Genomic DNA, 25,532 nt, shown 5'->3' on the forward strand with positions numbered 1-25,532 from the left:
GAAAGAGAACATTCAGCAGAGCTTTTGGGATTTTTCCTACAGCCAGCACTTTAGCTTCCCGGCACAGTCACTCTGCCCCAGCTACAGGCTGGAATTCCTCGTAACACCTCAAGGATGATTCATGATTTCCTCTGCTCGATTGGGTGACAAACATGTCTGCCCAATTTTTCAAGCACGGGTCATCACTCGTGAGGGAGAAACGGATACAACCGAATTAGGCTAACTGCTCAACAAAGGTTAAGAAGCGTGGACCGTCCTCACCTACACAATCTTGTTGGTGGCAGTGCTCTCCCAACGCTACTCTTTGGAGAATCACAATAGTGGCGATTAATGTGCAGCACCTGCGTTGTAGGGGATTAACGTTCCTGATGCAAGAATTAACGGCGGGTGATGGTTTTCCGTCGTGTAGTGATGAACCTGTTTTTTTTTGCAAATAAAGAATCGACCTCCTTTATCAACAACCTTGCGACTGACTGCCTCACAAACCATAGTTGATCTTATGATCTATGAGGCAGGATGAACGACATGCTAAATACCTAACAGTCGATCTAGACTTTCCAGCCTATTAGTATGCTTAGACTTTAATCGTTTGTAGCCTGCAAACAAAGCCTTAAAGTACTTAATGGAAAATCTGCCTTCAAAGTGCAAAAGTTCATTTAGAATGGGAGTTTTGTAAGTCATGGTGGAGGTAGAGAATCTGGTAACCTCCTTCTTTGGGATACCGTAAGTAGCCACCATCCTTTCGTCAAACGCCTTAAACACTTCGGAATTAGGAAAAATATATCCTCCGTGCGGCACGACAAACTTAGCAAGATCAAATACACTTGCCTCTGGATCTCTAGATGTCGCTGTCAAACCGCGCCGCTCGATATTTATTTGCGAAAATTGCTGCTTAAAGAATGCAGCCGTGTGAGTGATACCTACGGTTTTTTTTACTTTAAGCTTGCTAAAGAGCTTGTCCAATTCAGGAATGAGCAACACTCGCTCAACAAGTTCGGGATTGATCTCGATGAGAAGCTTTATTACGTCATCAGACTTCATGTTCCTCCAATACCTTAGTATCAGCGCTTCCTGAATTTCAGGGGCTGCCGCAGATATATGTAGCGCTACAAAATATTCTTGAAAAGAACGATGCGAGAATGCTACATCCAATCCATCCTCGGTGAGTAGGCAGGCCGCCGTCAGTAGATCTTGCAAGTATGATTCTGGTGCAAAATCTTTCCCCATGCTTTTCCGGCTTTTCTCAATATAGGTTAAGCATGAGATTCTGGACATTTTAAACTCACGCTTTTCGTAGGTTTGCAGAGAAAACAAACTGAAGGCTCTAGAAAAGTCTTGGATATCCAACGTGGTGAGCCGAACTCGGTTGTAGCCTCCTTTGTAAGCATCATGCCGTCGAAACAATGCTTCAAATGCTTGATTGTAAAAGATACTTAATTTCGATGGAATTTCCGAGTTCTCCCCATATGTAAGCAACATGATCGAGAGTAGGAGAGGGTTAGATAAAAACGATTCGTGTTCATTATAGAGTTTGTCTCGTAATGCTTTAACAAACTTCCCTTTTATATCGGAATCAAAAGGTAATTTATTAACAAGAGTGACTGCCGTATCGAGGTCCATCGGCAGGATATTAAATATGGAGAAGACCTCCAATCCATTGAATGCTTCATCTGGACGTGACGACAGAATTATAGGACACTTGGAATATTTGTCCGATATCTGCTTGATCTCTTTAATTAACTTCTTTCTCTTATCATGATTTACTTCGTCGTAGCCATCAAAGAAGAAGCAAAAGTGTCCGGATTTTTTTGATTTCTCTATAAAATTTCCAGTTGTGGTAAATCCGTAACTTTCTAGAGTGGCTTCGATAAACGAATCAAGGGACGAATCAATTTCGTTTAGATCCCTGAGTTCCACCATGATGGGAACAAACCTTTCAGAGTTGATGCAGTCTAGAAACAGATGCTTCATCAATATTGATTTGCCTGTTCCGCCGGTGCCGGCAACTATAATTCTTTTCGAAAGCTCTAAGCAGTTGGATATATTGGGCTCTTTAAGCTCAAGGCTATTCGCGAAAACCCCAATGGGCACATAGTAATCGTAAAGCGAGGTCGGTTCGTTCCGGATAAAAAATGATTTTGATTTTGAATACTTAGCGATAGTATTTGAAAGATAGTTGCGATAAGCAAGTTTCAGAGCGATACGGAGATCTTCATCTATTCTTTCAAATGAATTTTTGGCAACAGTTATAATACGATCGTAATTTTTCGCGATAAATCCGGCAACAGCTGCTTCAGCTAACATCAAATGCTCCTAGCGGGCTCTAGATTTTTTCCAATTCAGGCAATCAACTCGAGAACAATTTGTCCATCTGTTAGTAGCTTTATAAAATCCTTTGCATCAGAGAAGTAGTTCTTAAACGCCATGCGAATCTCTTCGTTCGTGTCTGCCTTTACGAGAACAACATCAAGGGTGGGATAATCCCTCTCCAATCGAAACAGCTCCCTTAATGCGTCTGGAGCTTCTTTAAAACTCCTTACCTCGAGGCTGCCATCTTCTTTGAAAATGAGAATAGAGTTTCGACTGTCTGTATACACCGTCTCCGATGAGTTCAGCCCCGTAAGAGTTCTGATGATATGAATCTCTTTATCAACAGCTTCAAACCTCTGTAGCAACTCCCTATTGCTATAATCAGGAAATGGGCCAGTTTTTCCTTCGTGGGCTCTACTGAGAATTTCGCTGGCAAGAGCCATGCAATTTTCATATCTTCTGTCGCCCTGCTGGAACTTTGGCTGGCTTTCAGTGATGAAGCCAATAACTTCAACTGCCGTTGCCCACGCATGTTGAACTAGTGTTCTATACTGGATTTCGAGTAGCAGCCCACGGTACTGATCCCCGTTTTTTGACCTCACATCGTATGAGTAGACATCATGGATGCCTCTGTAGCCTGTTTCCTTCGGGCGCTTGATGTAGTCGTATTTATCGGTTTCATTTTTGCGTTTGTGATTGAATCGCGCTTTATGAAAGCTCTCTCGAAATTCATATAGCTCTTCAATCGAACGAAATATGAGGCGACATCCCGCTACATCATCCATGCGGGATAATTCCATCTTTGGAAGTCGCATCAATTTATGGAAGATCGTGTTCTTGCGTTTGTGCCTTTGAGCAACAACGATTTGCTTACCTCGAGTACGACTTCGCAAGCTCGCTTGAAAAGTATTCAAGACAATACGGTGGGCGGCTCGCCACTCATCAATTACGTGCATATCTTCAACGCTCGCACGCTGGTCGCGGATGCTATAGCCAGCAGCATTTACGCGCGATTTCGAGCCCCCCGGAAAACCTACGACCATATCATTCACTTGATTTCGTCCTTGCTGGCAGCAATGCGCGATGGATTCTTGCTGGAGGGTAGGAGAGGTGAAAAGAAAAAGCCACCCCTTGGCCCCGCCAAACCGGGAGCCCTTTCCAAACGCCCCCACTGCCCGCCAAAATTTCTGGTGTGATTCGACAGTCGGTTGGTTTTCGAGCCCAGAAAATAATAAACGGTAGTTTTGCTTGAGACGCTAAGCCAAGTGCAACAGGGCCAAATGGAAACCCGAGAAATATAGAAATAACCCTACACGCCTAGAGCCTCGTACAAGACCGTTGAGGGCACGCCGCTTTACATCAGGCAACGACATCAGAAACAACAAAGCTCGCCTTGAGCGAGCTTGTGGGGCCTTCACAGAAGCTAGTTTTTCATAGCCCGTTGTACACTGCTCAGACTCACGCCAAGAGCCTTTGCCACCTTGCGAAATGAGGCTCCATCTTCTGCCATTGCCTTGCGGATGGCTGCATCATCCACCGTCTTCACACGCCCTTTATAGACGCCTGCTGCCTTGGCCTTCTGGATGCCTTCTGCCTGACGTTCACGGATCAATGCACGCTCAAACTGAGCGACGCTGCCCAACAGGCCCAACATGAGTTCCTGCATAGGGCTGTCTTCGCCAGTGAAGTGGAGACCTTCCTTGTGGAACTGCACCGCCACACCCTTGGCAATCATCCCTTTCACCAGAGACAGCAAGTCTTCTAATGAACGAGCCAGACGGTCGATGCTGTGGACGTGAAGAACATCACCCTTGCGGATGTGACGAAGCATTGCCTGTAGCTCAGGGCGGTCTGTTGTCGCTCCTGACACCCTGTCGGTGAACACTTCATCCAGTGCAACCCCGTCCAACTGACGATCCGTGTTCTGGTCAACCGATGAAACCCGTACATAGCCAATGTTCGCCATATTCCCGCCTTCTGTATTCATTTGCCTCTAGAGGTTTGGATTGTGCATGCATTCAAAATCAGAAATCAATCCTATTGAATACAGATTCTGTATTCACCGATAGACGGTCACTAGGGTGTACCTAATTGAATACAATGATCAGGATTGGCGAAGCTTGAGAATTCCAGCGGTGATCGCTGATGCATTCACATCGAGAGTCTGCAAAGCGGTGACGGCGTTTTCATGGACTTCACTTGATCCATTGGCCTTAACCCAGAGGGCCACTTCTTCAATCGCTGCTGCAAGTGCGTGCTGGTTGTGCAGCAGGAGGGTTAGTACGTCTGCGGTTGCTATGTGGGCTTCTGTATTGTCTGGCATGGCTGTCGTCCTTGAGGGAGGAGGTTGCATGATGGTGTCAGAAGGCTACATTTATTTGGCCACTCTACGATGGCTCACTCAGATAGGAACTCTCATGGCGTTGTACAAAAATGGTCCCTCACTCACTCATACCGACGACAAGGCTTTTGACATTGTGCACACTCCCGGAACAGCTGCTCCCCATCCGGGAATCTACAAGTGCACCGGCTGCGGAGACGAAATTGCAATTGCAGGTGGACACACCCTGCCGCCTCAAAACCATCGACAGCACAACACCACGGCAAAAATTGCTTGGCAACTCTTGGTATATCCAGTGCAACAAAAGTAACTTGAAGCAGTTCGATCAAACTATTTGACCATTTGCTTCCAAGGCTGGTGTCTCTTCGGCTCCAGCCTGCCCTTTCCGTTTGTAGGATGTCGATAGGGTTCGTCTGCTATATACGCCTATTGCCCCAATTCCTCCTCCACCAGGAGGATCAGAGAGGACGGGCTGCACTTCAACGCACTGGCAAGCTTGAATAAGACAGCAATCGTAGGCTGATTGATGCCCCTTTCGATCAGGCTGACGTAATTCCGTTGCACATCCGCTTCCAGTGCCAGCTGTTCTTGGGTAAAGCCAGCCTCCTGTCTTTTCTGTCGCAATACACGCCCAAAGGTCACCCCGATCTCCAATGCAGTCACTCCACGCTAGTGAGCGGGCACTGTCGTGGTTGAGCATCAGCGGGTCTTCACAATATACTGTGAATGTTGGTGTCGCCTCCCGTCATCACGACATGAGCAGGCATGTCCTCTCGCACCATTCTCTAATTGAACAAGGATGACCCATGAACGAAAAACTGTTTGTTCTGACCACCCAGAAGAAGAAAACGAATCACATTCTGCACGTGATCATGACAGTGTTGACTGGCGGTCTTTGGTTGATCGTGTGGGGCATCACCATGTGTAGCAATGACAGCCACAACAAGAAGCTGGACAAACAAATCAACCAGATCATGCACTACAAGACACAGGGTCTAAGCGACACCGATACTTACAAACAGATCAAGAATGACCAATTGAGCTCTGATGTGCTTCAAGGTCGGGTAATATTCGTGATTCTGGTCGTAGTCTTTCTGTACTTCTACTTGCGGTAGTATCTCCACACCGAAAGCGGAGTTCGTTGGGATAATTTACCCGCTCCGCTAAAGGGGATGTGTGCACCGAAACGAGAGTTTCAACGGTATTCAACTCCGGCGTGACCGCCGACATTCCTTCGGATGTACTCCAGTAACTAAACGAACTTTACACAAATCCAGCTCTTCGCTTGTGATCTTGATCTTCTGTGTTGGTGCAAAATCGAATCAGAACGTATTCGGCAGTACCCCGCCAGCGGCTGCTGGAAGTTATTGCACGTCACCTTCGGTGTAGCAGATCAAGAGCGAAGAGCGTGGATGTGTGTTTATCCTTTTATTTTATTGGTGTACTGATCCAGAATCGGGAAGATGCAACTATTTTTCATGAAATGGGTAATCTCACTCAGACGTCAACGTCTGGGGTATCACCTCCAGAGACAATGACTCTCTTATATATCTGTCGCTAATTCAAGTTACTGACCCCTCTTCCGAAAGCTCTCGCCAGAGGAGGGATGAAGTGCTTAAGTCAGGCGGCCAGCCGCTCTTGCTTCCATTTCTTGATAGTAGTTTTAGACACGCCTGTTTGTCGTGCAATTGCCTTCACTTCTTCGCCTTGCTCCAGCAACTGTAATACCTCTTGGAGCTTCGGGTGCTCCTTCCTCCCCGCCGGCTTTGCATCAGGCGGGCAGCTTGCCCATAGTGAGTCGAAGTCAACCTCGACACCGAGGGCGAGCAGAATTTCTGTATGGTGCTCTAGGTACAGTGCAATCCCTTTCAGGGCCACTCTCGCAGCTTCGACCACACGTTGAATCTGCCTGATGCTCATCGGCTCGTGATCGTGGTTTAGCAAACACCCTGAAACGCTTTCCACTGATATTTCTGGTAGGTGAAGTAGTTTGGCGACGTCAGCAGGAGACACGCTGTATTTGCCCTTGATCACTCCCGGCCCAGTGTTGATGGCGCCGTGAATGTAGTTGTCCAGCCAAGGAGTTGGGATCTTATCAATCTTGGTTGCTTGGAATACTACGTACAACGGATTTTTAATCGTTTGTGCTTTTCGACCTTTTCCGGTCTTCGATTTTTGGAGTGAGGAAGTAGTAGGCAGCGTAGATACGATGACAGCGGAAATCTTCTCCTCGGTCGAGCTGGAGATTATGAAAGGGCTACCATCCTCATCAACAGTGTACTTGCTCGTCCCTTGACTAGCTGCAACAGGGTAGTCATATGGTTCGGGGGAATAATCAATAATCGTGGAACAGGCCAAAATCTCGCCTGTGGTTTTGCAGAGAACATATCCGTCAATGGTTACAGTGCGATACCTGCTGAGAGTGGAGCGGATATCGAGGGCGTCATCATTTGCGGCGTGGGTGGTGGTAATCAAATTTAAAACAAGCGGGTGCGACATGGACTTTGCTCCTGTTCAAGTTCATTTCAATAGGCAGTACCTCGGGGTTGTGCCGGTTAGTTTGGTAAAACGCAGACAACACTTTACCGATCATCTGGCACTGTATGGGTGCGGGATGCATTTGGAATGTTTGGCTGAGTTGCGAATCGTACACGAAACACCAGTTCCTGTCAATTCAAAAAGTTGACATTGCATGAAACTGTTGATATGGAAAGTTGGTCTTGCACCATCAGACTCATCGATTCCTCGCCCGTTGGTGTGCAAATCTTTGATGAAACCGATTTCCGGTGAGGAACGCGCCCTTTGCTTGGTTCGGAGGCTCGTTAAGTCCCGTAAACACGGGCTGAAACTGATGTTGGCGATTGAAGTGTGGCGAAAGTGGATGACGTTTTTCCCGAGTTTGGGAAGGTTTTGAAGGGGTTTTCGAGGCAGTCACCCCTTCGGCGAACCTACCATCCATTTCAATCTGATGTTTCGTACTGGCGTCTCAGGTTTTCATAATCCGCCTCATCCCACGTCGATTCCCCCGCCACTTCCTCAAAAGGCTCCCAGTATGGGTAATCCTCATCTGGCCCTTTCAGGATTAACATGAGCTTGTCACCCTGCATCAGCCTGTATCGGTCTGCCTTTCGATCAACACCGGCGTACCGATATGCACCAGAGCCCGAGACGAGACGACCATCAGGATGAATCGTGATTGTGTAACCCACACTCCGGAGCATAGAGGAAAGGCGCTGAGGGTCGCTTCGCTCAAGCGCCCACACTTTGCCCTGCTCGATCCATCCCTTAGCTGACGGGACTACAGTTGCCTTGAGCACTGCTAATTGTCGCTCAGTGATTACCCGTGCTTCCTGTACTTGCTGGAGCTGGGACAACACTTCAGGAATGGCACCTACAGTGAGAATTGCAGAAGATAGCTCCTGCATCTGCTTTGAGATTTCAAGTAGCTTGGCCTCAGCCGCAATGATCGCCTTCTCATTCACGCCGTTGTGTTCACGATTCACAACTTCCAAGGCAGCAGTGACAGATGTGTACCTGTAAACCGTATCAATGATTTCCTTCGGAATCACTTTCTTGTTGTCGCAGCCCTTAAGCTCCTGCCGTTTCCTGCATCTCATGGAAACCTGAACACCTTGGATTGTGCGCATGATGAAGTTGTGACCACAGAACCCGCACTTCACCAACCCGACAAGAAAATGAGCGGCTGTCTTCGCTCTGGGCAGTGTTTTGCGTTTCTCACCTTCGATCTGTGCGAGCTGGTACAGCGAGATGTCTACGATTGGTTCGTACACCAGAGAGCCATTCCAGCGCCCTATCGCAGCCTCATTACGTAACCAGCCCTCGACACCCGGCCCAGACGTTTTAGCTAGTGCAGCGACTCCAGACTCACGCATCCGATTCGCAATGACTGCTTTACCAAGTCCAGACGCGTACAACTCAAAGGCGTGTCTAACCTGATCTGCAATCTCTTGGATCACGACACCATTCGAGGTAAGCCATACGGGTGTAATACGTTTGGGCGTCTTGCCCTCAGCCGCAAGTCTACGGCGAGAGTCGTAGGATGCTGTGAGACGACGGCTCAAGTTATCGCTGTACTGGCGAGCAGCTTGAATTTTACCCAGCAAAATGTAGATGGAACCGCCGTCCAAGCTCTGGCGTGTATAACCAACGTTATCGTCAAGGGTTATGATGGAAACACCAGCATCCAGAATCGGTGCGATCACTCTTGTAAGCATATCCAGAGTGTCTAGGCGTCCCGCCCTGTCGATAGACTCAACCAAAACAGCATCCCCCGCCTGAATCACGCCAGCTTTTACAGCGGCCAGCAACTCAGCAAAACCACCCCCTTCTTTGATGTGATCGCCCTTCCAACCGCTCTTGCCCAAGTCTTGGAACGTCAGGTCACCCAAAGCGTAATTGGGGTGTCGAAGTAACCAGCTACCGACCATTGCCTGCTGACGCTCAAGGCTTGAGCCCTTCTTTTGAATGGCACTGGAGAATCGTGCGTAGCTGAATGCTGTAGGCATGGCGCCCTCTGACCGGTACTTGAACGCCTATTGTATACATATGAAAACCTTACAAGAAACGACTGATGCAGAAACTGAAGGCCAAGTCCCTGGTAGAACTTATCGAAATGGCCAAACGTAACGCACTCGTGTGAGAGCCAAAATGCCAAGCCGTTTAACAAGTTTTCTGATCGCGCTGGGTGCGTGCCTGGGTTTCAGCACGCCAGCAACCGCTGCATCGCCCTTCTCCCAGGACTTCCACCTGCTCGGTCGCTCGGCCGACAGCTCCATGCCGGTCTTGCTCGAACCGTCGCAAGTGGCTTGGCTGCATACCCGCAATGAGTTGATTCTGGGGACATCCGCTCCCGACTATCCCCCCTTCGACATGACGACCAGCGGACATGACTACGAAGGTTTCACTGCGGATTACGCCGCCCTTGTCGGCCGGGCGACCGGACTACCGATCAGGGTCGAACGTTTCGCCTCCCGAGAGGCCGCGATACGGGCATTGATCGATGGCAGCATCGACATGCTCGGCACGTCCAACGGGTTCGAAGCGGAAAACACCGATATCGTGCTGTCCAGGCCCTACGCGATCGATCAACCGGTACTGGTGACCCGGGAAGGTGAAACCCGCTCGCTGACCGAAGGGCTGGCAGGACTGCGGCTGAGCATGCTGTATCACTATCTGCCGCTGGACGAGGTCAAGGCGATGTATCCCAAAGCCCTCATCACGTCTTATCCGTCCTACCAGAACGCAATCAATGCCGTCGCGTTCGATCAGGCGGACGTGTTTCTCGGTGACACCATTTCCACTCACTACATGATCAGCAAGGGTTACCTGAACAATATCCGCATGGCCAGTTTCGGCAAGCACGAGGCCCACGGTTTCAGCTTCGCCGTTCATCGCAACCGTCCGCAACTGCTCGGCATCATCGACAACGTACTCCGGGCTGTTCCGGGCAGCGAGCGCGAAAACATAGCCAAGCGCTGGAGCGTCGGGAGCGACACGCTGCTGACCGACCAGAAACTGCAACTGACCCGACGTGAAGAACAGTGGCTGAAAAAACACCCGGTGATCAGCGTGGTCGTCAACGAGGCTTTTGCACCGCTGACATTTTTTGACAGTGACGGCAATTTTCGCGGCATCAGCGCCGACCTGCTCGAACTCATCCGTCTGCGCACCGGCTTGCGCTTCGAAATCCGCCGCAGCCGCAGCGATGCAGAGATGATCAAGCAGATCGAGAATCATCAGGCCGACCTGATCGCCGCCCTGCTGCCCACTGCCCAACGGGAGGAAACCCTGAACTTCAGCCGTCCCTACCTGGAAAACTCCTATGTCCTGCTGACCCGAAAATCCGCCGACAGCCCGACGCATCTGGGCCAGCTCAAGCGCAAGCGGCTCGCGATTGCCCAGGGCAACCCCATGATCGAATACCTGCGCAACGAGTTTCCACGCATCCAGCTGGTCGAAACGCCGGACACCTTCAGCGCCGTCGCCCTGCTCGACGAAGGTCAGGTCGAGGGCGCAGTGAATTCGCTGGTCATCGCCAACTATTTCATCACGTCGCGGATCTTCGAACAGCCCCTGCAGATCACCACCACCATCGGCACCCGGCAGGCCGCCTTCTCTCTGGCGACCGCCAGGGACAACACGGAACTGGGCTCGATCATCGACAAGACGCTGATGAGCATCACCCCTGAAGAGCTGGGTATCATCAATGGGCGCTGGCGAGGTTACTCAAGCGTTTCGCAGGGTACCTGGCGGCAATACCAGCGTTTCTTCTATCAGGTGATCGGCGGAGCCTGCCTGTTATTGCTGCTGTCATTGCTCTGGAACGCCTATATGCGCCGCCAGATCAAACAGCGTAAATCGGCCGAACGGGCATTGAACGATCAACTGGAGTTCATGGGTTCACTGCTCAACGGCACCCCCCATCCCATCTATGTTCGGGACCGCCAGGGCCTGCTGCAAAGCTGCAACGACAGTTACCTCGAAGCATTCAATGCCCAGCGCGCAGACGTCATTGGCAAAAGCGTCATGCAGGGGGCATTGAACAACGCCTTCGAGGCCGAAGCATTCCAGGCCGACTATCAGCGGGTGGTGGCCGAGGGCAAACCGCTGGTACTCGACAGGCCGCTGCATATCGGCAGCCGGCGTCTGACGATCTATCACTGGATCCTGCCATACAGGGACTCCAGCGGTGATGTGCAGGGGATCATTGGCGGCTGGATCGACATCAGTGAACGCCGAGAGCTGCTCGATGAACTGCGCGCAGCCAAGGAGCAGGCGGACGATGCCAACCGGGCCAAGAGTACGTTCCTGGCGACCATGAGCCACGAGATCCGCACGCCGATGAACGCGGTGATCGGCATGCTTGAGCTGTCGCTCAAGCGCATGGATCAGACTCATCCGGATCGCTCCGGCATCGAGACGGCCTACCATTCGGCGAAGGATCTTCTCGGCCTGATCGGCGACATACTGGACATTGCGCGCATCGAGTCCGGGCGACTGAGCCTGAGTCCGGAACGGGTCAACCTTGTCGAGACCGTCGCCTCGGTCGTCAGAATCTTCGAAGGCCTGGCCCGACAGAAACGGCTCTCACTGGCCGTCACCATCTCACCTCCTGAACTGAACATTGATGTACACCTCGACCCCTTGCGCTTCAAGCAGGTGCTGTCGAACCTGATCAGCAATGCCATCAAGTTCACCGAAACGGGGCACATCAGGATCACGCTGGATCTTGTACCCACGGAGACCCCCGATTACTCATTGGTGCAGTTGACCGTACAGGACACCGGTATCGGGATCACCGCCGATGATCAGCGGCGCCTGTTCGAACCGTTCGCCCAGGCCGCCAACAGTGGGCAGCGAACCGCCGGTGGCGCGGGGCTGGGACTGGTCATCAGCCGCAACCTGTGCGAGATGATGGGTGGAAAACTGCAATTGAACAGCCAGCCCGGGATCGGCACGCAAGTAAACATTACGCTGCCTCTGGCCATCCTGCCTGCACAAGTGGCGATACCACAAATCGAACCGACGATTCAGACAGCCCTCGTCCCGCTGATGGTTCTGGTGGTCGATGACCATCCGGCCAATCGCTTGTTGATGTGCCAGCAACTGGAGTACCTCGGCCATCATTTCTGCATCGCCGAAGATGGCCAGCACGGACTGGAACAATGGAAGAACGGTGCATTCGATCTGGTCATCGCCGATTGCAACATGCCCGTCATGAACGGTTACGAGCTGACCCGAGCGATTCGCCAGCACGAAAAACTTACCCGTCGCCCGGCCTGCACGGTGCTGGGGTTCACCGCCAATGCCCAACCGGAAGAGATCCTGCGCTGCAAACAGGCGGGCATGAACGAATGTTTGTTCAAACCCCTGAGCCTGAACGTCCTGAGCCAATGGATCGATCGTGTACGGCCGCTGTTCCAGGCGCCTGCGTTCAACCTGCAGGGGGTGACGCAGTTGACCGGTGGAGACCCCGCCCAGACCCGCCGATTGCTGGTAGAACTGCTCAACAGCAGTCGTCTTGACCGACGGGAACTTCAGTCCCTGTCCGCCTTGAATGATCATCCGGCACTGGCCGTGATTGCACACAAGATCAAGGGCGCCGCCCGCATTGCCCAGGCATCGCGCCTTATCGAGCGTTGTGATGCGCTTGAGCAGGCTTGCCTGCAAGCGCTGCCCAGAGATGAGATCGAACATCGCGCGAAAACTTGCTGCCTTGTCATTCTTGAACTGGAACAGGCACTGGAACAGGCACTGGAACATCAACTGGCCCAGACCGACCAGAGCAAAATGACCGGGGCTTAACTATGCTTGGACGCTGAGCAGTGTGCTTATCTACACGGAGAGTCCGCAATGCCCAGCCCACTGCGCCCGGAACAACGCCGGTTTCCACTGCATGTACACATCAGCGTCATGTTCACCTTTCTGCTGTTGCTCACCGGGGTGGTGCTGGGTCTGTTCAACTATCGACAGACCACACAGATCATCCTGTCGAGCAGCGAAAAACTGTTCAACCGCATCGAGCAGGATGTGCGTCTCGATCTGCAGGCCACTTATGCACCGATCCGGCACTTGCTGAGCCTGCTGGCAGAGACTCCCGCCGCCGGATCCTCCAGCCTCGAATCGCGCCTGGCGCTGCTCAAACCGTTCAGCCAGTCCCTGACGGACAATCCGGATCTGGCCTCGCTCTACCTGGGTTATGGAAACGGCGACTTCTTCATGGTCCGTCCATTGCGCACGCCTGCGCTGAAAACCCTGCTCAAGGCACCGGACGCCGCGGCATTTCAGGTCTGGAGCATCGAACATGACGCCAGCGGTCAGGCGCATTCGCAGTCGCTGTTCTTTGACCAGGCCCTGTCCCCGGTCGGCCGACAGAACAACCCCGTCGATCCCTATGATCCGCGCAGCCGGGCGTGGTACATCAACGCCCGGCAACAGGCCGAACAGATCACCACCGAACCCTACGTCTTTTTCTCCACCCACAACGTCGGCACGACGCTGGCCCGTCGCAGCGGTGATGACGCGGTGATCGGCGCCGACCTGACCCTCGACGCACTCTCCGCAACCCTTATCAAACACGTGGTGACACCGGCCACGCAAATCGTCCTGTTCGACGCCGAAGGCAACGCCGTGGCCTATCCCGACAGCAGCCGGCTGATCGTCGATGACCGTACGGCGCGACTGGCCAAGGCTGCCGACCTGAGTCCCGCCCTCCACACTTTGTTGTCCGGCCATCAGGGCAATCGACTCAAGGCCGACGGCCGGCTATGGATCGTCGCCCGCAGCCAGTTGCAGGAAGGTGGGCCGAAGGGTTTGCAGATGGCATTGCTGGTGCCGGAGGACGAGTTGCTGGTCGACGCCTATCGCATGCGCTGGCAAGGCGCGCTGATCACGTTGGCTACTCTGCTGTTGTGCCTGCCGCTCGGGTGGCTGATCTCGCGAATTCTGGTCAAGCCGCTGCATGCGCTGGTCAAGGAAGCCGACGCGATTCGCAGTTTCGATTTCAACTTTCCCGTGACCCGTCGATCACCGGTGCTGGAGGTCGACCAGTTGAGCCTGTCGATGGCCCGCATGAAAGACACCCTGGCCAGCTTCTTCCGGATCACCGACAGCCTGACCGCCGAAACCCGCTTCGCCCCGCTGCTGCAGCGCGTGCTGTTCGAGACCGTGCAGATCGCCCAGGCCCAGGCGGGCCTGATTTATCTGCGCGAAAACGATGGCAATCGCATGGAACCCTACGGACTGGTGGTCGACGGCGAATCCCAAGCCTTGGCCGCGTTCGATATTCAGGGGCGCAATCTTGATGCCGTCCAGAGCCCAGAATGGTTCCGTCAACTGGCGAACGCCAACACAGTGGTGAGTAATCTCGGGTTCGAACAGGCCACCGACCTTCAGAAAGTGCTGCTGGCCATGGAGTCGCCGAGGGTTCATCTGATCGGTATCCGCCTGCACAACCGGCACAACGAAACCGTCGGCCTGCTGGTGCTGCTGATCAATGACAGCGGCACGGCGAGTGATCTGGAAAAGCTTCGGCCCGATCGCATCGCCTTCCTGCAAGCGGTGTCCGGAGCAGCCGCGGTGAGTATCGAGAGCCAGCGCCTGCAAGCCCGGCAGAAACAACTGCTGGACGCTTTCATTCAACTGCTCGCCGGCGCCATCGATGCCAAGAGTCCTTATACCGGCGGCCATTGCCAGCGCGTGCCGGAGCTGACCCTGATGCTCGCCCATGCCGCGGCGGCCAGTCAGGCACCGGCCTTCAGCGATTACCAGCCGAACGAAGACGAATGGGAGGCCTTGCACATCGCCGCCTGGCTGCACGATTGCGGCAAGGTTACGACCCCGGAATACGTGGTCGACAAAGCCACCAAACTGGAAACCCTGAACGATCGCCTTCATGAAATCCGCACCCGCTTCGAAGTGCTCAAGCGCGACGCCTGGGTCAGCTACTGGCAAGCCCTGGCCATGGGCGGCGAAGAACGGCAACTGGCTGAGTTGCGCGACGCAACCCTGACAACACTGGATGATGATTTTGCATTCGTCGCCCACTGCAATCTGGGCAGTGAAGCGATGGCCGAGGCCGACCTGCAACGCCTGCAAGGCATCGCTCAACGCACCTGGACACGAACGCTGGATGACCGGCTGGGCCTGTCATGGGAAGAGAACCGGCGTCAGGCACGCACACCGGCACCGACCTTGCCGGTCAACGAACCGCTGCTGGCGGACAAGCCCGAGCATCTGCTGGAACGCGCCGAAGGCGAGCTCATTCCAGAGGACAACCCGTGGGGCTTCAAGCTCGACGTGCCACCGTACAAATACAATCGCGGCGAGCTGTACAACCTCAGCATCCCCCGGGGCACGCTGACCCGCGAAGAACGCTACATCATCAACCACCACATGGTGCAGACGATCCTGATGCTCAGCCACCTGCCCTTCCCCGGGCATCTGAACAGCATCGCGGAAATCGCCGGGGGCCATCACGAAAAGATGGATGGCACCGGTTATCCCAAGCGCCTGAAGCGCGAAGACATGAGCCTGCCGGCGCGCATGATGGCGATTGCCGATATTTTCGAAGCCCTGACCGCTGCCGACCGCCCGTACAAAAAGGCCAAGTCCCTCAGTGAAGCGCTGGGAATCATGGCCACCATGTGCCGCGAAGCGCACATCGATGCCGAGCTGTTCGGGCTGTTCATCCGCGATGGCGTGTATTTGCAGTACGCCACACGGTTTCTCGATCCACGACAGATCGATGTCGTGGACCCGGCGGCCGTGCTGCTCAAGGCAGGCCTGACGGTGTGATCAGCAGTCGGTCAAGCGCAGGAAGATCGCCGCCAGTCGTTCGATTCCGGCCTGATCGTCGGCACCGAAACGCGCGAGCTTCGGGCTGTCGAGGTCGAGCACGCCGATCAGGCGACCGTCCTTGACCAACGGCACAACCAGTTCGCTGTTCGACGCGCTGTCACAGGCGATGTGGCCGGGAAACGCATGAACGTCTTCGACCCGTTGTGTCTGCAGGCTGGCAGCCGCCGCGCCGCACACACCGCGACCGAACGGAATGCGCACACAGGCGATCTGGCCCTGAAACGGGCCGAGCACCAGCTCTTCGTTGCGATTGAGGTAGAAACCGGCCCAGTTCAGGTCATCGAGCTGGTTGAACAGGAACGCCGAAAACTGCGCGGCGTTGGCGATGAAATCGCGCTCGTCCGCCAGCAGCGATTCCAGTTGCGCGGCCAACATGCCATAGCCTTCGAGGCCCTGGCCGCTCTGTTGCAAATCAATCATGCCTTGTGCTCCAACAATTTCAGTCCCACCCAGTAACGGGCGAATTGGTACGCGCAACGTCCGTTGCGGTTGCCACGGCCGGTCGCCCAGCGCACGGCGAGAATGTCCAGTTGTTCGTCGCGCTCCCAGCTCAGGCCGGCCTTGGCGGCCAACTGGCCGATCCAGTGTTCGACGACGTTGAGGAAATGTTCCTGGGTAAACGGATAGAACGACAGCCACAGGCCGAAACGATCCGACAACGCGATCTTGTCTTCCACCGCTTCGCTGGGATGCAGTTCACCATCGACGCGCTTCCAGTTTTCGTTGTCGCTTTCCTTTTCCGGCACCAGATGGCGGCGGTTGGAGGTGGCGTACAGCAACACGTTGTCCGGTGCCTGTTCGAGCGAACCGTCCAGCACGCTTTTCAGCACGCGATAGTCGCCTTCGCCGGATTCGAACGACAGGTCATCGCAGAACAGCACAAACCGCTGCGGCAGTTTGGCGATCTGCTCCACCACCCGTGGCAGGTCCGCCAGGTGATCACGCTCGATTTCGATCAGACGCAAACCGGCCTTGGCGTGTTCCGCCAGCAGCGCCCGCACCAGCGACGATTTGCCGGTACCGCGCGAACCCCACAGCAGCGCATGGTTGGCCGGCATGCCGTCGAGGAACTGCTGAGTGTTGCGGCCCAGTTGCTCCAGCTGCCGATCGACGCCGATCAGGTCCGACAGACGCATGTCGAGGCTGACTTCCAGCGGCAGCAGATAACCGCTGCGACCGTCACGCTGCCAGCGTGCGGCGAGGCAGGTACCCCAGTCGATGACCGGGCGTGGAGCCGGCAGCAGCGGTTCGATCCGCGCCAGAACCGACTCGGCGCGCTCAAGAAAAGCATTCAATCGGGAATCCACGTCTTCTCCTCGGGCTCGTTCACAGTGATGATGGCGGTACAGCGACGACAGACAGCGTTAGAAACCTGTCCCGGCCCTTGTTACAAGGCGCTTCGGGAACCCCGGAATCCGTGCATGATCGACTATGCTTGAGCAGCGAAGGGAAACGGAAGTGGTTCAACACCCCATGGATATCAAATTCACCCACCGGCTGTCGTACAAACAGGCCCGGCTTACCGTGCTGGTCGGGTTCATTCTGGGCACGCTGCTCAGCCTGCTGCAAATCGGCATCGATTATGCCAGTGAAGACGCGTCCATCAACCGTGAAATCCTGTCTTTGCTGGAAATCAGCCATAATCCGGCCTCGCGCATCGCCTACAACATCGATGCCGAACTGGCCCAGGAACTGACCCTGGGACTGTTGCGTTCGCCGGCGATCATTTCCGCACAACTGACCGACAACAATCAGACAGTGCTGGCCAACGTCAAACGCCCGGAGCTGCAAAGCGGCTACCGGATGATCAGCGACTTCCTGTTCGGCGCCAAACGCCAGTTCGAAGACCGCCTTTATCTCGATCACTTGCCCAACGAATCCCTCGGCACCCTGAGCCTTGAAGTCGACACCTACGCCTTCGGCAGCCGCTTCCTGCGCCGGGCCGAGGTCACGCTGCTCAACGGTTTCGCCCGCAGCCTGATTCTCACCGGAATCCTGCTCGCGCTGTTCTACGTGATGCTGACCAAACCGCTGGTGCGGGTGATCCGCGAACTCAGCGGCCGTGACCCGCGCAGTGCCGAGCCGACCACCCTGGAATGTCCGGGCGGGCACGCCAACGACGAGATCGGCGTGCTGGTCAAGGTTGCCAACCAGCAGTTCGAAAACATCGCCACGGAAATCCAGCAGCGGCGCAATGCGGAAAACCGCCTCACCGACTACCTCGCGCAACTCGAGGACATCGTGTCCGCACGCACCGCTGAACTCAAGGCGATCAACGCGCGGCTCAGCCAGTCCAACCAGGAACTGGAAGTGGCCCGCAGCACGGCACTGGACATGGCCGAAGCGCGTTCGGCATTTCTCGCCAACATGAGCCACGAGATCCGCACCCCGCTCAACGGCCTGCTGGGGATGATCGCCCTGTCGCTCGACGGCCCGCTCAACGCCGAACAGCAACAGCAACTGTCCATCGCTCATGACTCGGGCAAGGTGCTGGTGGAACTGCTCAACGATATTCTCGACCTGTCGAAATTCGATGCCGGGCAACTCGAGCTCGAACACATTCCCTTCGATCTTGGCTCGCTGATCGAAGACACCGCCAACCTGCTGTCGCAGAACGCGGCACCAAGTGTCGAGCTGACCTGCCTGATCGATCCGTACTTCCCGGCGCTGGTGCTCGGCGATCCGACCCGGGTCAGGCAGATCGTCAGCAACCTGCTGTCCAATGCGCTGAAATTCACCCGCTTCGGTCGGGTCGATGTGCGCCTGTCCACCTGGAAGGACGGCGTCCGGATCGAAGTCTGCGACACCGGTATCGGCATCGCCCAGGAAGCGCAGGTGAAGATTTTCCAGCCGTTCACCCAGGCGGGTGCCGGCATCACCCGCCAGTACGGTGGCACCGGGTTGGGCCTGGCATTGACCTATAACCTGTGCGAAGCCATGCAGGGGCGCCTGACCATCAGTTCCGAAGTGGGTTTCGGCAGTCAGTTCTGCGCCGAGCTGCCACTGCCCTGCCATACCCGCGCGGTGATTCCGCCACCGTTGCACGGCAAGGTGCTGGCGATCACCAACGCGGTCAGCGGGCTGGCGGAGCTGCTGGAAAGCCTGCTGCCGGTCTGGGGACTGACCTACGAGCAGCGAACCCTCGACGACCCGCTGCTCGGGCTGTCCCCCGACGTGATCATCACCGACTGCCCCGAATGCCTGTTCGGCCTGCGCCCGGCGATGACGGCGCCGATTCTGCTGGTGACTGCTTACGGCAGTTTCATGCCAGGCGAAGAAGCTGCCGCCCTCGCCCCGTTGCAGCAGCAGGCACGACCGCTGGCTCGCAACGCGCTGTATCAGAATCTGCGCCGGACACTGTTGCCGGACCTCACCACCATCGACCGCGCACGCCTCGAAAGCGTGCCGTCGCAGCGGCGCGGTCGGGTGCTGCTGGTGGAGGACAACCCGGTCAACCAATTGGTGGCCAAGGGCATGCTGGGCAAACTCGGCTGCGACGTGGTAGTCGCCGCCCATGGCGTTGAAGCGCTGGATCAGCTGGAACACGACGAGTTCGATCTGGTGCTGATGGACTGCAACATGCCAGTGATGGACGGCTACGAAGCCAGCCGTCAGATCCGCCAGAGCGGGCGCTGGCCGCATCTACCGATTGTCGCCCTGACCGCCAATGCCATGTCCGAGGAGCGCGAACGCTGTCGGGCGGCGGGCATGAGCGATTACCTGGCCAAGCCGTTTCGCCGTGAAGAGCTGGCGGCGCTGCTGGACCAGTGGATTCCGACTACGACAGTGCTTTGATCTGCCCCAGCAGGTGATCGAGACCGTCACGCAAGTCATTGAGCCGGTCCAGATCCACCCCGCTGTCGCACAACAGCCGATCCTTCAAAGGCCCGACCTGTTCACGCAGCGCCTGCCCCCGCGGCGTGAGGCTCAGATGAACCTCGCGTTCGTCCCGGGCCGAGCGCTGACGCTGGACCAGTTGCAGTTGCTCCAGACGCTTGAGCAGCGGCGTGAGCGTGCCGGAATCCAGTGCCAGACGTTCACCCAGCGCCTTGACCGTCGGTTGCTCCGGCACGGTTTGCTGCCATTCCCACAACACCAGCATCGCCAGGTATTGCGGGTAAGTCAGACCAAGCTGATCGAGCATCGGCTTGTAGGCACGGATCACCGCCCGCGATGCGGCATACAACTTGAAGCACAGCTGACTGTCGAGCTTCAGCGAATCGGCGGACAGGCTGTTCATTTGAGCAGGGCTTCGATCTCGCGGCTCAGATCTTGCGGCTTGGTAGCCGGAGCGAAGCGCTTGACCAACTGGCCGTCCTTGCCGATCAGGAATTTGGTGAAGTTCCACTTGATGCCCTGGGAACCCAGCACGCCCGGCGCGCGTTTCTTCAATTGCACGAACAGCGGGTGCGCGCCGGTACCGTTGACTTCGATCTTCTTGAACAGCGGGAAGCTGACACCGTAGTTCAGCTCGCAGAACTCGCTGATGGCGCCTTCGTTGCCCGGCTCCTGCTTGCCGAACTGATTGCACGGGAAACCCAGCACCACCAGCCCCTGATCCTTGTAGGTCTGCCACAGTTCCTCAAGGCCTTTGTACTGCGGAGTGAAACCGCATTTGCTGGCGGTATTGACCACCAGCACCGCCTTGCCGGCGAAATCGGCGAGAGTCTTTTGCTCGCCCTTGATGGTGGTGCACGGAATATTCAGCAGGTTATCGCTCATGGTGCGCACTCTTGAAAGATGGGTAGGCGGCAAAAATAGCGAGCAATTGAATTGTGTGCAATTTAATTATTCGAAAGGCGACCCGTGGATCGCCCGTCTCGGTTACGCGCGCGGCACCAGGTCCAGGCACACCGAGTTGATGCAGTAACGCAGGCCGGTCGGCGGCGGACCGTCAGGGAATACGTGGCCCAGGTGCGCATCGCATCGGGCGCATTTCACTTCGGTGCGGATCATGCCGTGGCTGGTGTCACGGATTTCGGTCATGGCGTTGTCGCCGATTGGCGCGTAGAAGCTTGGCCAACCGCAGCCGGAGTCGAATTTGGTCTTGGAATCAAACAACGGCTCGTTGCAGCAGACGCAGTGATAGACACCGTCAGTCTTGGTGGCGTTGTATTTACCGGAGAACGGTCGCTCGGTGGCACTGAGACGACACACGTTGTATTGCTCGGGGTCGAGCATCGCCTGCCATTCTTCCAGGGTCTTTTCAATCTTTTCCATCATCACACCTCAGCGGCTGAAAAAGCCCGATCTGTACCTTTTCCACGGATCGGGCGGCACGTATGATTGCGCCTCGTCACACGCCAGTCTGGCAGCGGGTTCCTGCGCATTCAAACGGATTGTTGGAAACCGCCGCTCGAGACACTTGCCTGTGTGAAGACGCAGGATTCCCAGCACGGTTGTCCACCCGCCGCCTGGATCGTTCATTTTCGGGATCACATCGCCATGCAGTTCAGCAAATCGAACAAGCTCGCCAACGTCTGCTACGACATTCGCGGCCCGGTGCTCAAGCACGCCAAACGCCTGGAAGAGGAAGGCCATCGCATCCTCAAGCTGAACATCGGCAACCCGGCGCCCTTTGGTTTCGAAGCGCCGGACGAGATTCTTCAGGATGTGATCCGCAACCTGCCGACCGCCCAAGGCTATAGCGATTCCAAAGGCCTGTTCAGTGCGCGCAAGGCGGTGATGCAGTACTACCAGCAGAAGCAGGTCGAAGGTGTCGGCATCGAAGACATCTATCTGGGTAATGGCGTGTCCGAGCTGATCGTGATGTCGTTGCAGGCGCTGCTCAACAACGGCGACGAAGTGCTGGTGCCGGCGCCGGACTACCCGCTGTGGACCGCTGCCGTGAGCCTGGCCGGCGGTAACGCAGTGCATTACCTGTGCGACGAGGGCGCCGACTGGTTCCCGGACCTGGCCGACATCAAGGCCAAGATCACCCCGAACACCAAGGCGATGGTGATCATCAACCCGAACAACCCGACCGGCGCGGTGTATTCGAAGGAGGTGCTGCTGGGCATGCTCGAGCTGGCCCGCCAGCACAACCTGGTGGTGTTCTCCGACGAAATCTACGACAAGATCCTCTACGACGACGCCGTGCACATCTGCACCGCTTCGCTGGCCCCGGACCTGCTGTGCCTGACCTTCAACGGTCTGTCCAAGTCGTATCGCGTGGCCGGTTTCCGTTCCGGCTGGATCGCCATTTCCGGGCCGAAACACAACGCTCACAGCTACATCGAAGGCATCGACATGCTGGCCAACATGCGCCTGTGCGCCAACGTGCCGAGCCAGCATGCGATCCAGACCGCCTTGGGCGGCTATCAGAGCATCAACGATCTGGTGCTGCCGCAAGGTCGCCTGCTGGAGCAACGCAACCGTACCTGGGAATTGCTCAACGACATTCCCGGCGTCAGCTGCGTGAAACCGATGGGCGCGCTGTACGCATTCCCGAAGATCGACCCGAAAGTCTGCCCGATCCACAACGACGAGAAGTTCGTGCTCGACCTGCTGCTCTCCGAAAAGCTGCTGGTGGTGCAAGGCACGGCATTCAACTGGCCGTGGCCTGACCACTTCCGCGTGGTCATCCTGCCGCGGGTCGATGACCTGGACATGGCCATCGGTCGTATCGGCAACTTCCTCAAGTCCTACCGCCAGTAACCGGCGCTCAGTGCGCAACGGCCCGAACGTTGCGCACTGTCTGATTCAGCAACACTTCTGCTCCGCCCCTCCTCCAGCACCTTCTACACTTGCGACTCATACGAATCATGCGTGCCTGACGCAATGAGACCGGGTGGCGCGTGCCTGTCACCCATACCGGATTCGGCAGTGGGAAATATCCCATGCCCGACGAATCCGGTGTAGGACACAGTTTGAAATAGTCACTCGGTTGAATCACCAGGTGCAGCACCTTATATACCCCGCAGTACGCTACATCTTTAGCTTGAGGAGATTTCTACAACCATGATGCGCATCCTGCTGTTTTTGGCCACTAACCTGGCGGTCGTGCTGATAGCCAGCATCACCCTGAGCCTTTTCGGCTTCAACGGGTTCATGGCGGCCAACGGGGTTGATCTCAACCTCAGTCAGCTGCTGGTTTTCTGTGCAGTCTTTGGTTTTGCCGGTTCCCTGTTCTCGCTGTTCATCTCCAAGTGGATGGCGAAGATGAGCACCAGCACCCAGATCATCACCCAGCCACGCACCCGCCACGAGCAGTGGCTGCTGCAAACCGTCGAGCAACTGTCCCGGGAAGCCGGGATCAAGATGCCCGAGGTGGGGATCTTTCCGGCTTACGAAGCGAACGCCTTCGCCACTGGCTGGAACAAGAACGACGCACTGGTCGCAGTCAGCCAGGGCTTGCTCGAGCGCTTCAAGGAAGATGAAGTGCGGGCCGTGCTGGCCCACGAGATCGGTCATGTGGCCAACGGCGACATGGTCACCCTGGCGCTGATCCAGGGGGTGGTGAACACCTTCGTGATGTTTTTCGCGCGGATCATCGGCAACTTCGTCGACAAAGTGATCTTCAAGAACGAAGAAGGCCAGGGTATGGCCTACTACATCGCGACCATCTTCGCCGAACTGGTGCTGGGCATCCTGGCCAGCGCGATCGTGATGTGGTTCTCGCGTAAACGTGAGTTCCGTGCCGACGATGCCGGTGCCCGCCTGGCCGGCACGGGTGCGATGATCAACGCCTTGCAACGCCTGCGCGCCGAACAGGGCCTGCCGGTGCACATGCCTGACACCCTGAACGCCTTCGGCATCAACGGTGGCATCAAACAAGGGTTCGCCCGCATGTTCATGAGCCACCCGCCGCTGGAAGAGCGTATCGACGCCCTGCGTCGTCGCGGTTGATCAAACCGGCGCACCAACAAAAAGGCCCGCAGTGATGCGGGCCTTTTTTTGCCTGTCGATTACGCCCCGGAAATCCGGTACACCCGCTCTTCCAGCCGAGTTACGCCGGCCTGCACGAACTTCCAGCTGTCACCGAGCACATCCTGCTCTTCCAGCCTCTCGACACGCCAGACACTTCCCAGCAAACGCTGCACTTCGGCATCGCCTACCGAAAATGGCGGCCCAGGCATCTGCGACTGGTCGTAATCCAGCGTCACCAAGAGCCCTCGGCACGTCGGCAGGATGCTCTGCAGGTGCGCCGCATAACGCTCGCGCATCGGTGGCGGCAGGGCAATCACCGCCGCCCGGTCATACAACGCGGTGCAACCAGCCACATCAGCCGCCGTCAGCGAGAAGAAATCCCCGCATCACAATTCGATCACGCCAGCGCGATAAACCTTGAAGTCGCCCTGCTCGCTGACCTGCGGCTGCAGTTGCTGCTCAAGGAAAAAGTCCTCCACGGCTTTCTCCGACAGCTCGACGCCGAGTACCTGATGACCACGGCCGGCGAGCCACAGCAGATCCAGACTTTTTCCGCACAGCGGCACCAACACACGCGCCTGCGCCGGGATGGCCAGACCGGGCCAGTGCCGCTGCAAATACGGGTTCACCTCAGGCTGGTGAAAGCCGATCTGGTTCGATTCCCACTTCTTGTGCCAAAACTCCGGCTGCATGCATCCTCCTAAGAATTCGATCAAAAGGCGTTAAAACTTATATTGGAATTAGATCAATGAACTGACTGAAGATGAGTCATCTTAACGCTCAGGAACCCTTCCATGTTTCCCAGCCTGTTTATCTCTCACGGCTCGCCCATGCTGGCGCTGGAGCCCGGTGCCAGTGGCCCGGCACTGGCGCGACTGGCCGCCGAACTGCCACGCCCGAAAGCCATCGTCATCGTTTCCGCCCATTGGGAAAGCCATGAGCTGCTGGTCAGCAGCCATCCGCAACCGGAAACCTGGCACGACTTCGGCGGTTTCCCCCGTGCGCTGTTTGAAGTGCAGTACCCGGCACCGGGCAATCCGCAACTGGCCCGCGAGATTGCCGACCTGCTGACCGCCAACAACCTGCCGGCGCGCCTCGATCCGCAACGACCGTTCGATCACGGCGTGTGGGTACCACTGTCGCTGATGTACCCGCAGGCCGACATTCCGGTGGTGCAGGTTTCCCTGCCCAGCCGTGGCGGCCCGGCGTTGCAGAACCGCGTCGGCCAGGCGCTGGCCAGTCTGCGCGAACAGGGCATTCTGTTGATCGGTTCCGGCAGCATCACCCACAACCTGCGGGAACTGGACTGGCATGCAGGCCCGGAAAGCGTCGAGCCGTGGGCCCGGGACTTCCGTGACTGGATGATCGACAAGCTTGCGGCCAACGACGAAGCCGCCCTGCACGATTACCGCCAGCAGGCACCGAACGCCGTGCGCAGCCATCCAAGTGATGAGCATCTGCTTCCGCTGTACTTTGCCCGCGGCGCTGGCGGCGACTTCAGCATTGCGTATCAAGGTTTCACCATGGGTGCGCTGGGCATGGACATCTACCGCTTCGGCTGACTTGTTCGCGCCCATCTCAAATCGCAGGCAAAAAAAATCCCCGAACCAGTCGGGGATTTTTTATGTTCGAT

The 25,532-nt window shown here is 56.0% G+C and carries 20 protein-coding genes and 2 pseudogenes; 9 read left to right on the forward strand and 13 right to left on the reverse strand.

What is annotated here, in order from left to right:
• Positions 1-528: 528 nt before the first annotated feature.
• From KJY40_RS20585 to KJY40_RS20600, 4 genes are all read right to left on the reverse strand, one after another.
• Positions 529-2,304: an NACHT domain-containing protein gene (locus KJY40_RS20585; protein ID WP_230732398.1), complete on the reverse strand. Its 1,776-nt coding sequence runs from the start codon at positions 2,302-2,304 to the stop codon at positions 529-531.
• A 35-nt stretch (positions 2,305-2,339) separates the two neighbouring features.
• Positions 2,340-3,353, reverse strand: coding sequence for a RelA/SpoT domain-containing protein (locus KJY40_RS20590; RefSeq protein WP_230737732.1), 1,014 nt, complete (start codon positions 3,351-3,353; stop codon positions 2,340-2,342).
• Positions 3,354-3,733: 380 nt separating this feature from the next.
• On the reverse strand, positions 3,734-4,297 hold the full coding sequence (locus KJY40_RS20595; protein ID WP_230732400.1) for a recombinase family protein: 564 nt from the start codon (positions 4,295-4,297) through the stop codon (positions 3,734-3,736).
• Between the two features lie 117 nt (positions 4,298-4,414).
• A complete protein-coding gene (locus tag KJY40_RS20600; protein WP_230732402.1) occupies positions 4,415-4,633 on the reverse strand; it encodes a hypothetical protein in 219 nt (72 codons plus the stop codon).
• 94 nt (positions 4,634-4,727) lie between these two features.
• Here KJY40_RS20600 and KJY40_RS20605 point away from each other — a divergent pair, with 94 nt between their 5' ends.
• Positions 4,728-4,961 (forward strand): hypothetical protein, encoded by a 234-nt coding sequence (locus tag KJY40_RS20605; protein WP_230732404.1) that lies wholly within the window; start codon positions 4,728-4,730, stop codon positions 4,959-4,961.
• Between the two features lie 116 nt (positions 4,962-5,077).
• On the opposite strand, the gene KJY40_RS20610 is transcribed toward KJY40_RS20605, so the two are convergent.
• Positions 5,078-5,314, reverse strand: coding sequence for a helix-turn-helix domain-containing protein (locus tag KJY40_RS20610; protein ID WP_321576975.1), 237 nt, complete (start codon positions 5,312-5,314; stop codon positions 5,078-5,080).
• 143 nt (positions 5,315-5,457) lie between these two features.
• Between KJY40_RS20610 and KJY40_RS20615 the strand changes: the two genes are divergently transcribed.
• Positions 5,458-5,766, forward strand: coding sequence for a hypothetical protein (locus KJY40_RS20615; RefSeq protein ID WP_230732407.1), 309 nt, complete (start codon positions 5,458-5,460; stop codon positions 5,764-5,766).
• A 505-nt stretch (positions 5,767-6,271) separates the two neighbouring features.
• Here KJY40_RS20615 and KJY40_RS20620 read toward each other — a convergent pair.
• Together KJY40_RS20620 and KJY40_RS20625 are read right to left on the reverse strand one after the other, a co-directional pair.
• Positions 6,272-7,150 carry a helix-turn-helix domain-containing protein gene (locus KJY40_RS20620; RefSeq protein ID WP_230732409.1) on the reverse strand — a complete coding sequence of 293 codons (879 nt, stop codon included), beginning with the start codon at positions 7,148-7,150 and terminating at the stop codon, positions 6,272-6,274.
• Between the two features lie 461 nt (positions 7,151-7,611).
• Positions 7,612-9,177 (reverse strand): recombinase family protein, encoded by a 1,566-nt coding sequence (locus tag KJY40_RS20625; protein WP_230732411.1) that lies wholly within the window; start codon positions 9,175-9,177, stop codon positions 7,612-7,614.
• A gap of 50 nt (positions 9,178-9,227) precedes the next feature.
• On the opposite strand from KJY40_RS20625, the pseudogene KJY40_RS20630 reads away from it, so the two are divergent.
• The 3 genes and pseudogenes from KJY40_RS20630 to KJY40_RS20640 form a co-directional block, all read left to right on the forward strand.
• A pseudogene (locus tag KJY40_RS20630) lies at positions 9,228-9,311 on the forward strand (DNA-binding response regulator); the annotation flags it as partial.
• An 8-nt stretch (positions 9,312-9,319) separates the two neighbouring features.
• On the forward strand, positions 9,320-12,976 hold the full coding sequence (locus tag KJY40_RS20635; RefSeq protein WP_230732412.1) for a transporter substrate-binding domain-containing protein: 3,657 nt from the start codon (positions 9,320-9,322) through the stop codon (positions 12,974-12,976).
• A gap of 48 nt (positions 12,977-13,024) precedes the next feature.
• A complete protein-coding gene (locus KJY40_RS20640) occupies positions 13,025-15,967 on the forward strand; it encodes an HD domain-containing phosphohydrolase (protein ID WP_230732413.1) in 2,943 nt (980 codons plus the stop codon).
• Here the strand turns inward: KJY40_RS20640 and KJY40_RS20645 are convergent, their stop codons facing one another.
• Positions 15,968-16,450, reverse strand: coding sequence for a GAF domain-containing protein (locus tag KJY40_RS20645; RefSeq protein WP_119429621.1), 483 nt, complete (start codon positions 16,448-16,450; stop codon positions 15,968-15,970). It lies immediately after the preceding gene.
• A complete protein-coding gene (locus tag KJY40_RS20650; protein WP_007955716.1) occupies positions 16,447-17,337 on the reverse strand; it encodes an ATP-binding protein in 891 nt (296 codons plus the stop codon). The genes KJY40_RS20645 and KJY40_RS20650 overlap by 4 nt, the downstream gene beginning before the upstream one ends.
• A gap of 124 nt (positions 17,338-17,461) precedes the next feature.
• Here KJY40_RS20650 and KJY40_RS20655 point away from each other — a divergent pair, with 124 nt between their 5' ends.
• Positions 17,462-19,825 carry a hybrid sensor histidine kinase/response regulator gene (locus KJY40_RS20655; protein WP_407681974.1) on the forward strand — a complete coding sequence of 788 codons (2,364 nt, stop codon included), beginning with the start codon at positions 17,462-17,464 and terminating at the stop codon, positions 19,823-19,825.
• Here the strand turns inward: KJY40_RS20655 and KJY40_RS20660 are convergent.
• From KJY40_RS20660 to msrB, 3 genes are all read right to left on the reverse strand, one after another.
• Positions 19,809-20,270 (reverse strand): MarR family winged helix-turn-helix transcriptional regulator, encoded by a 462-nt coding sequence (locus tag KJY40_RS20660; protein ID WP_230732415.1) that lies wholly within the window; start codon positions 20,268-20,270, stop codon positions 19,809-19,811. The genes KJY40_RS20655 and KJY40_RS20660 overlap by 17 nt on opposite strands.
• The gene (locus KJY40_RS20665; protein WP_011335290.1) at positions 20,267-20,752 is read right to left on the reverse strand and encodes a glutathione peroxidase; all 486 of its coding nucleotides are present in this window, start codon (positions 20,750-20,752) and stop codon (positions 20,267-20,269) included. The genes KJY40_RS20660 and KJY40_RS20665 overlap by 4 nt, the downstream gene beginning before the upstream one ends.
• A 102-nt stretch (positions 20,753-20,854) precedes the next feature.
• Entirely contained in the window at positions 20,855-21,250 is a 396-nt protein-coding gene (gene msrB / locus KJY40_RS20670; RefSeq protein WP_230732416.1) for a peptide-methionine (R)-S-oxide reductase MsrB, read from the reverse strand.
• A gap of 225 nt (positions 21,251-21,475) precedes the next feature.
• On the opposite strand from msrB, the gene KJY40_RS20675 reads away from it, so the two are divergent.
• Complete coding sequence (locus tag KJY40_RS20675; RefSeq protein WP_230732417.1) at positions 21,476-22,687, forward strand: pyridoxal phosphate-dependent aminotransferase; 1,212 nt, start codon at positions 21,476-21,478, stop codon at positions 22,685-22,687.
• Positions 22,688-22,990: 303 nt separating this feature from the next.
• Positions 22,991-23,878: a protease HtpX gene (htpX, locus tag KJY40_RS20680; protein WP_007955710.1), complete on the forward strand. Its 888-nt coding sequence runs from the start codon at positions 22,991-22,993 to the stop codon at positions 23,876-23,878.
• Between the two features lie 59 nt (positions 23,879-23,937).
• Here the strand turns inward: htpX and KJY40_RS20685 are convergent.
• Positions 23,938-24,591, reverse strand: a pseudogene (locus KJY40_RS20685) (thiopurine S-methyltransferase).
• Between the two features lie 102 nt (positions 24,592-24,693).
• Here KJY40_RS20685 and KJY40_RS20690 point away from each other — a divergent pair.
• Positions 24,694-25,461 carry a DODA-type extradiol aromatic ring-opening family dioxygenase gene (locus tag KJY40_RS20690; RefSeq protein ID WP_230732418.1) on the forward strand — a complete coding sequence of 256 codons (768 nt, stop codon included), beginning with the start codon at positions 24,694-24,696 and terminating at the stop codon, positions 25,459-25,461.
• Positions 25,462-25,532 lie beyond the last annotated feature (71 nt).

This window comes from Pseudomonas fitomaticsae (genome assembly GCF_021018765.1).
Classification (GTDB): Bacteria; Pseudomonadota; Gammaproteobacteria; order Pseudomonadales; family Pseudomonadaceae; genus Aquipseudomonas; species Aquipseudomonas fitomaticsae.

Coding starts and splice junctions, on each gene's coding strand:
- KJY40_RS20585 (WP_230732398.1), bottom strand. CDS start 2,304: ATGTTAGCTGAAGCAGCTGTTGCCGGATTTATCGCGAAAAATTACGAT.
- KJY40_RS20590 (WP_230737732.1), bottom strand. CDS start 3,353: ATGGTCGTAGGTTTTCCGGGGGGCTCGAAATCGCGCGTAAATGCTGCT.
- KJY40_RS20595 (WP_230732400.1), bottom strand. CDS start 4,297: ATGAATACAGAAGGCGGGAATATGGCGAACATTGGCTATGTACGGGTT.
- KJY40_RS20600 (WP_230732402.1), bottom strand. CDS start 4,633: ATGCCAGACAATACAGAAGCCCACATAGCAACCGCAGACGTACTAACC.
- KJY40_RS20605 (WP_230732404.1), top strand. CDS start 4,728: ATGGCGTTGTACAAAAATGGTCCCTCACTCACTCATACCGACGACAAG.
- KJY40_RS20615 (WP_230732407.1), top strand. CDS start 5,458: ATGAACGAAAAACTGTTTGTTCTGACCACCCAGAAGAAGAAAACGAAT.
- KJY40_RS20620 (WP_230732409.1), bottom strand. CDS start 7,150: ATGTCGCACCCGCTTGTTTTAAATTTGATTACCACCACCCACGCCGCA.
- KJY40_RS20625 (WP_230732411.1), bottom strand. CDS start 9,177: ATGCCTACAGCATTCAGCTACGCACGATTCTCCAGTGCCATTCAAAAG.
- KJY40_RS20635 (WP_230732412.1), top strand. CDS start 9,320: ATGCCAAGCCGTTTAACAAGTTTTCTGATCGCGCTGGGTGCGTGCCTG.
- KJY40_RS20640 (WP_230732413.1), top strand. CDS start 13,025: ATGCCCAGCCCACTGCGCCCGGAACAACGCCGGTTTCCACTGCATGTA.
- KJY40_RS20645 (WP_119429621.1), bottom strand. CDS start 16,450: ATGATTGATTTGCAACAGAGCGGCCAGGGCCTCGAAGGCTATGGCATG.
- KJY40_RS20655 (WP_407681974.1), top strand. CDS start 17,462: ATGCTTGAGCAGCGAAGGGAAACGGAAGTGGTTCAACACCCCATGGAT.
- KJY40_RS20660 (WP_230732415.1), bottom strand. CDS start 20,270: ATGAACAGCCTGTCCGCCGATTCGCTGAAGCTCGACAGTCAGCTGTGC.
- KJY40_RS20665 (WP_011335290.1), bottom strand. CDS start 20,752: ATGAGCGATAACCTGCTGAATATTCCGTGCACCACCATCAAGGGCGAG.
- msrB (WP_230732416.1), bottom strand. CDS start 21,250: ATGGAAAAGATTGAAAAGACCCTGGAAGAATGGCAGGCGATGCTCGAC.
- KJY40_RS20675 (WP_230732417.1), top strand. CDS start 21,476: ATGCAGTTCAGCAAATCGAACAAGCTCGCCAACGTCTGCTACGACATT.
- htpX (WP_007955710.1), top strand. CDS start 22,991: ATGATGCGCATCCTGCTGTTTTTGGCCACTAACCTGGCGGTCGTGCTG.
- KJY40_RS20690 (WP_230732418.1), top strand. CDS start 24,694: ATGTTTCCCAGCCTGTTTATCTCTCACGGCTCGCCCATGCTGGCGCTG.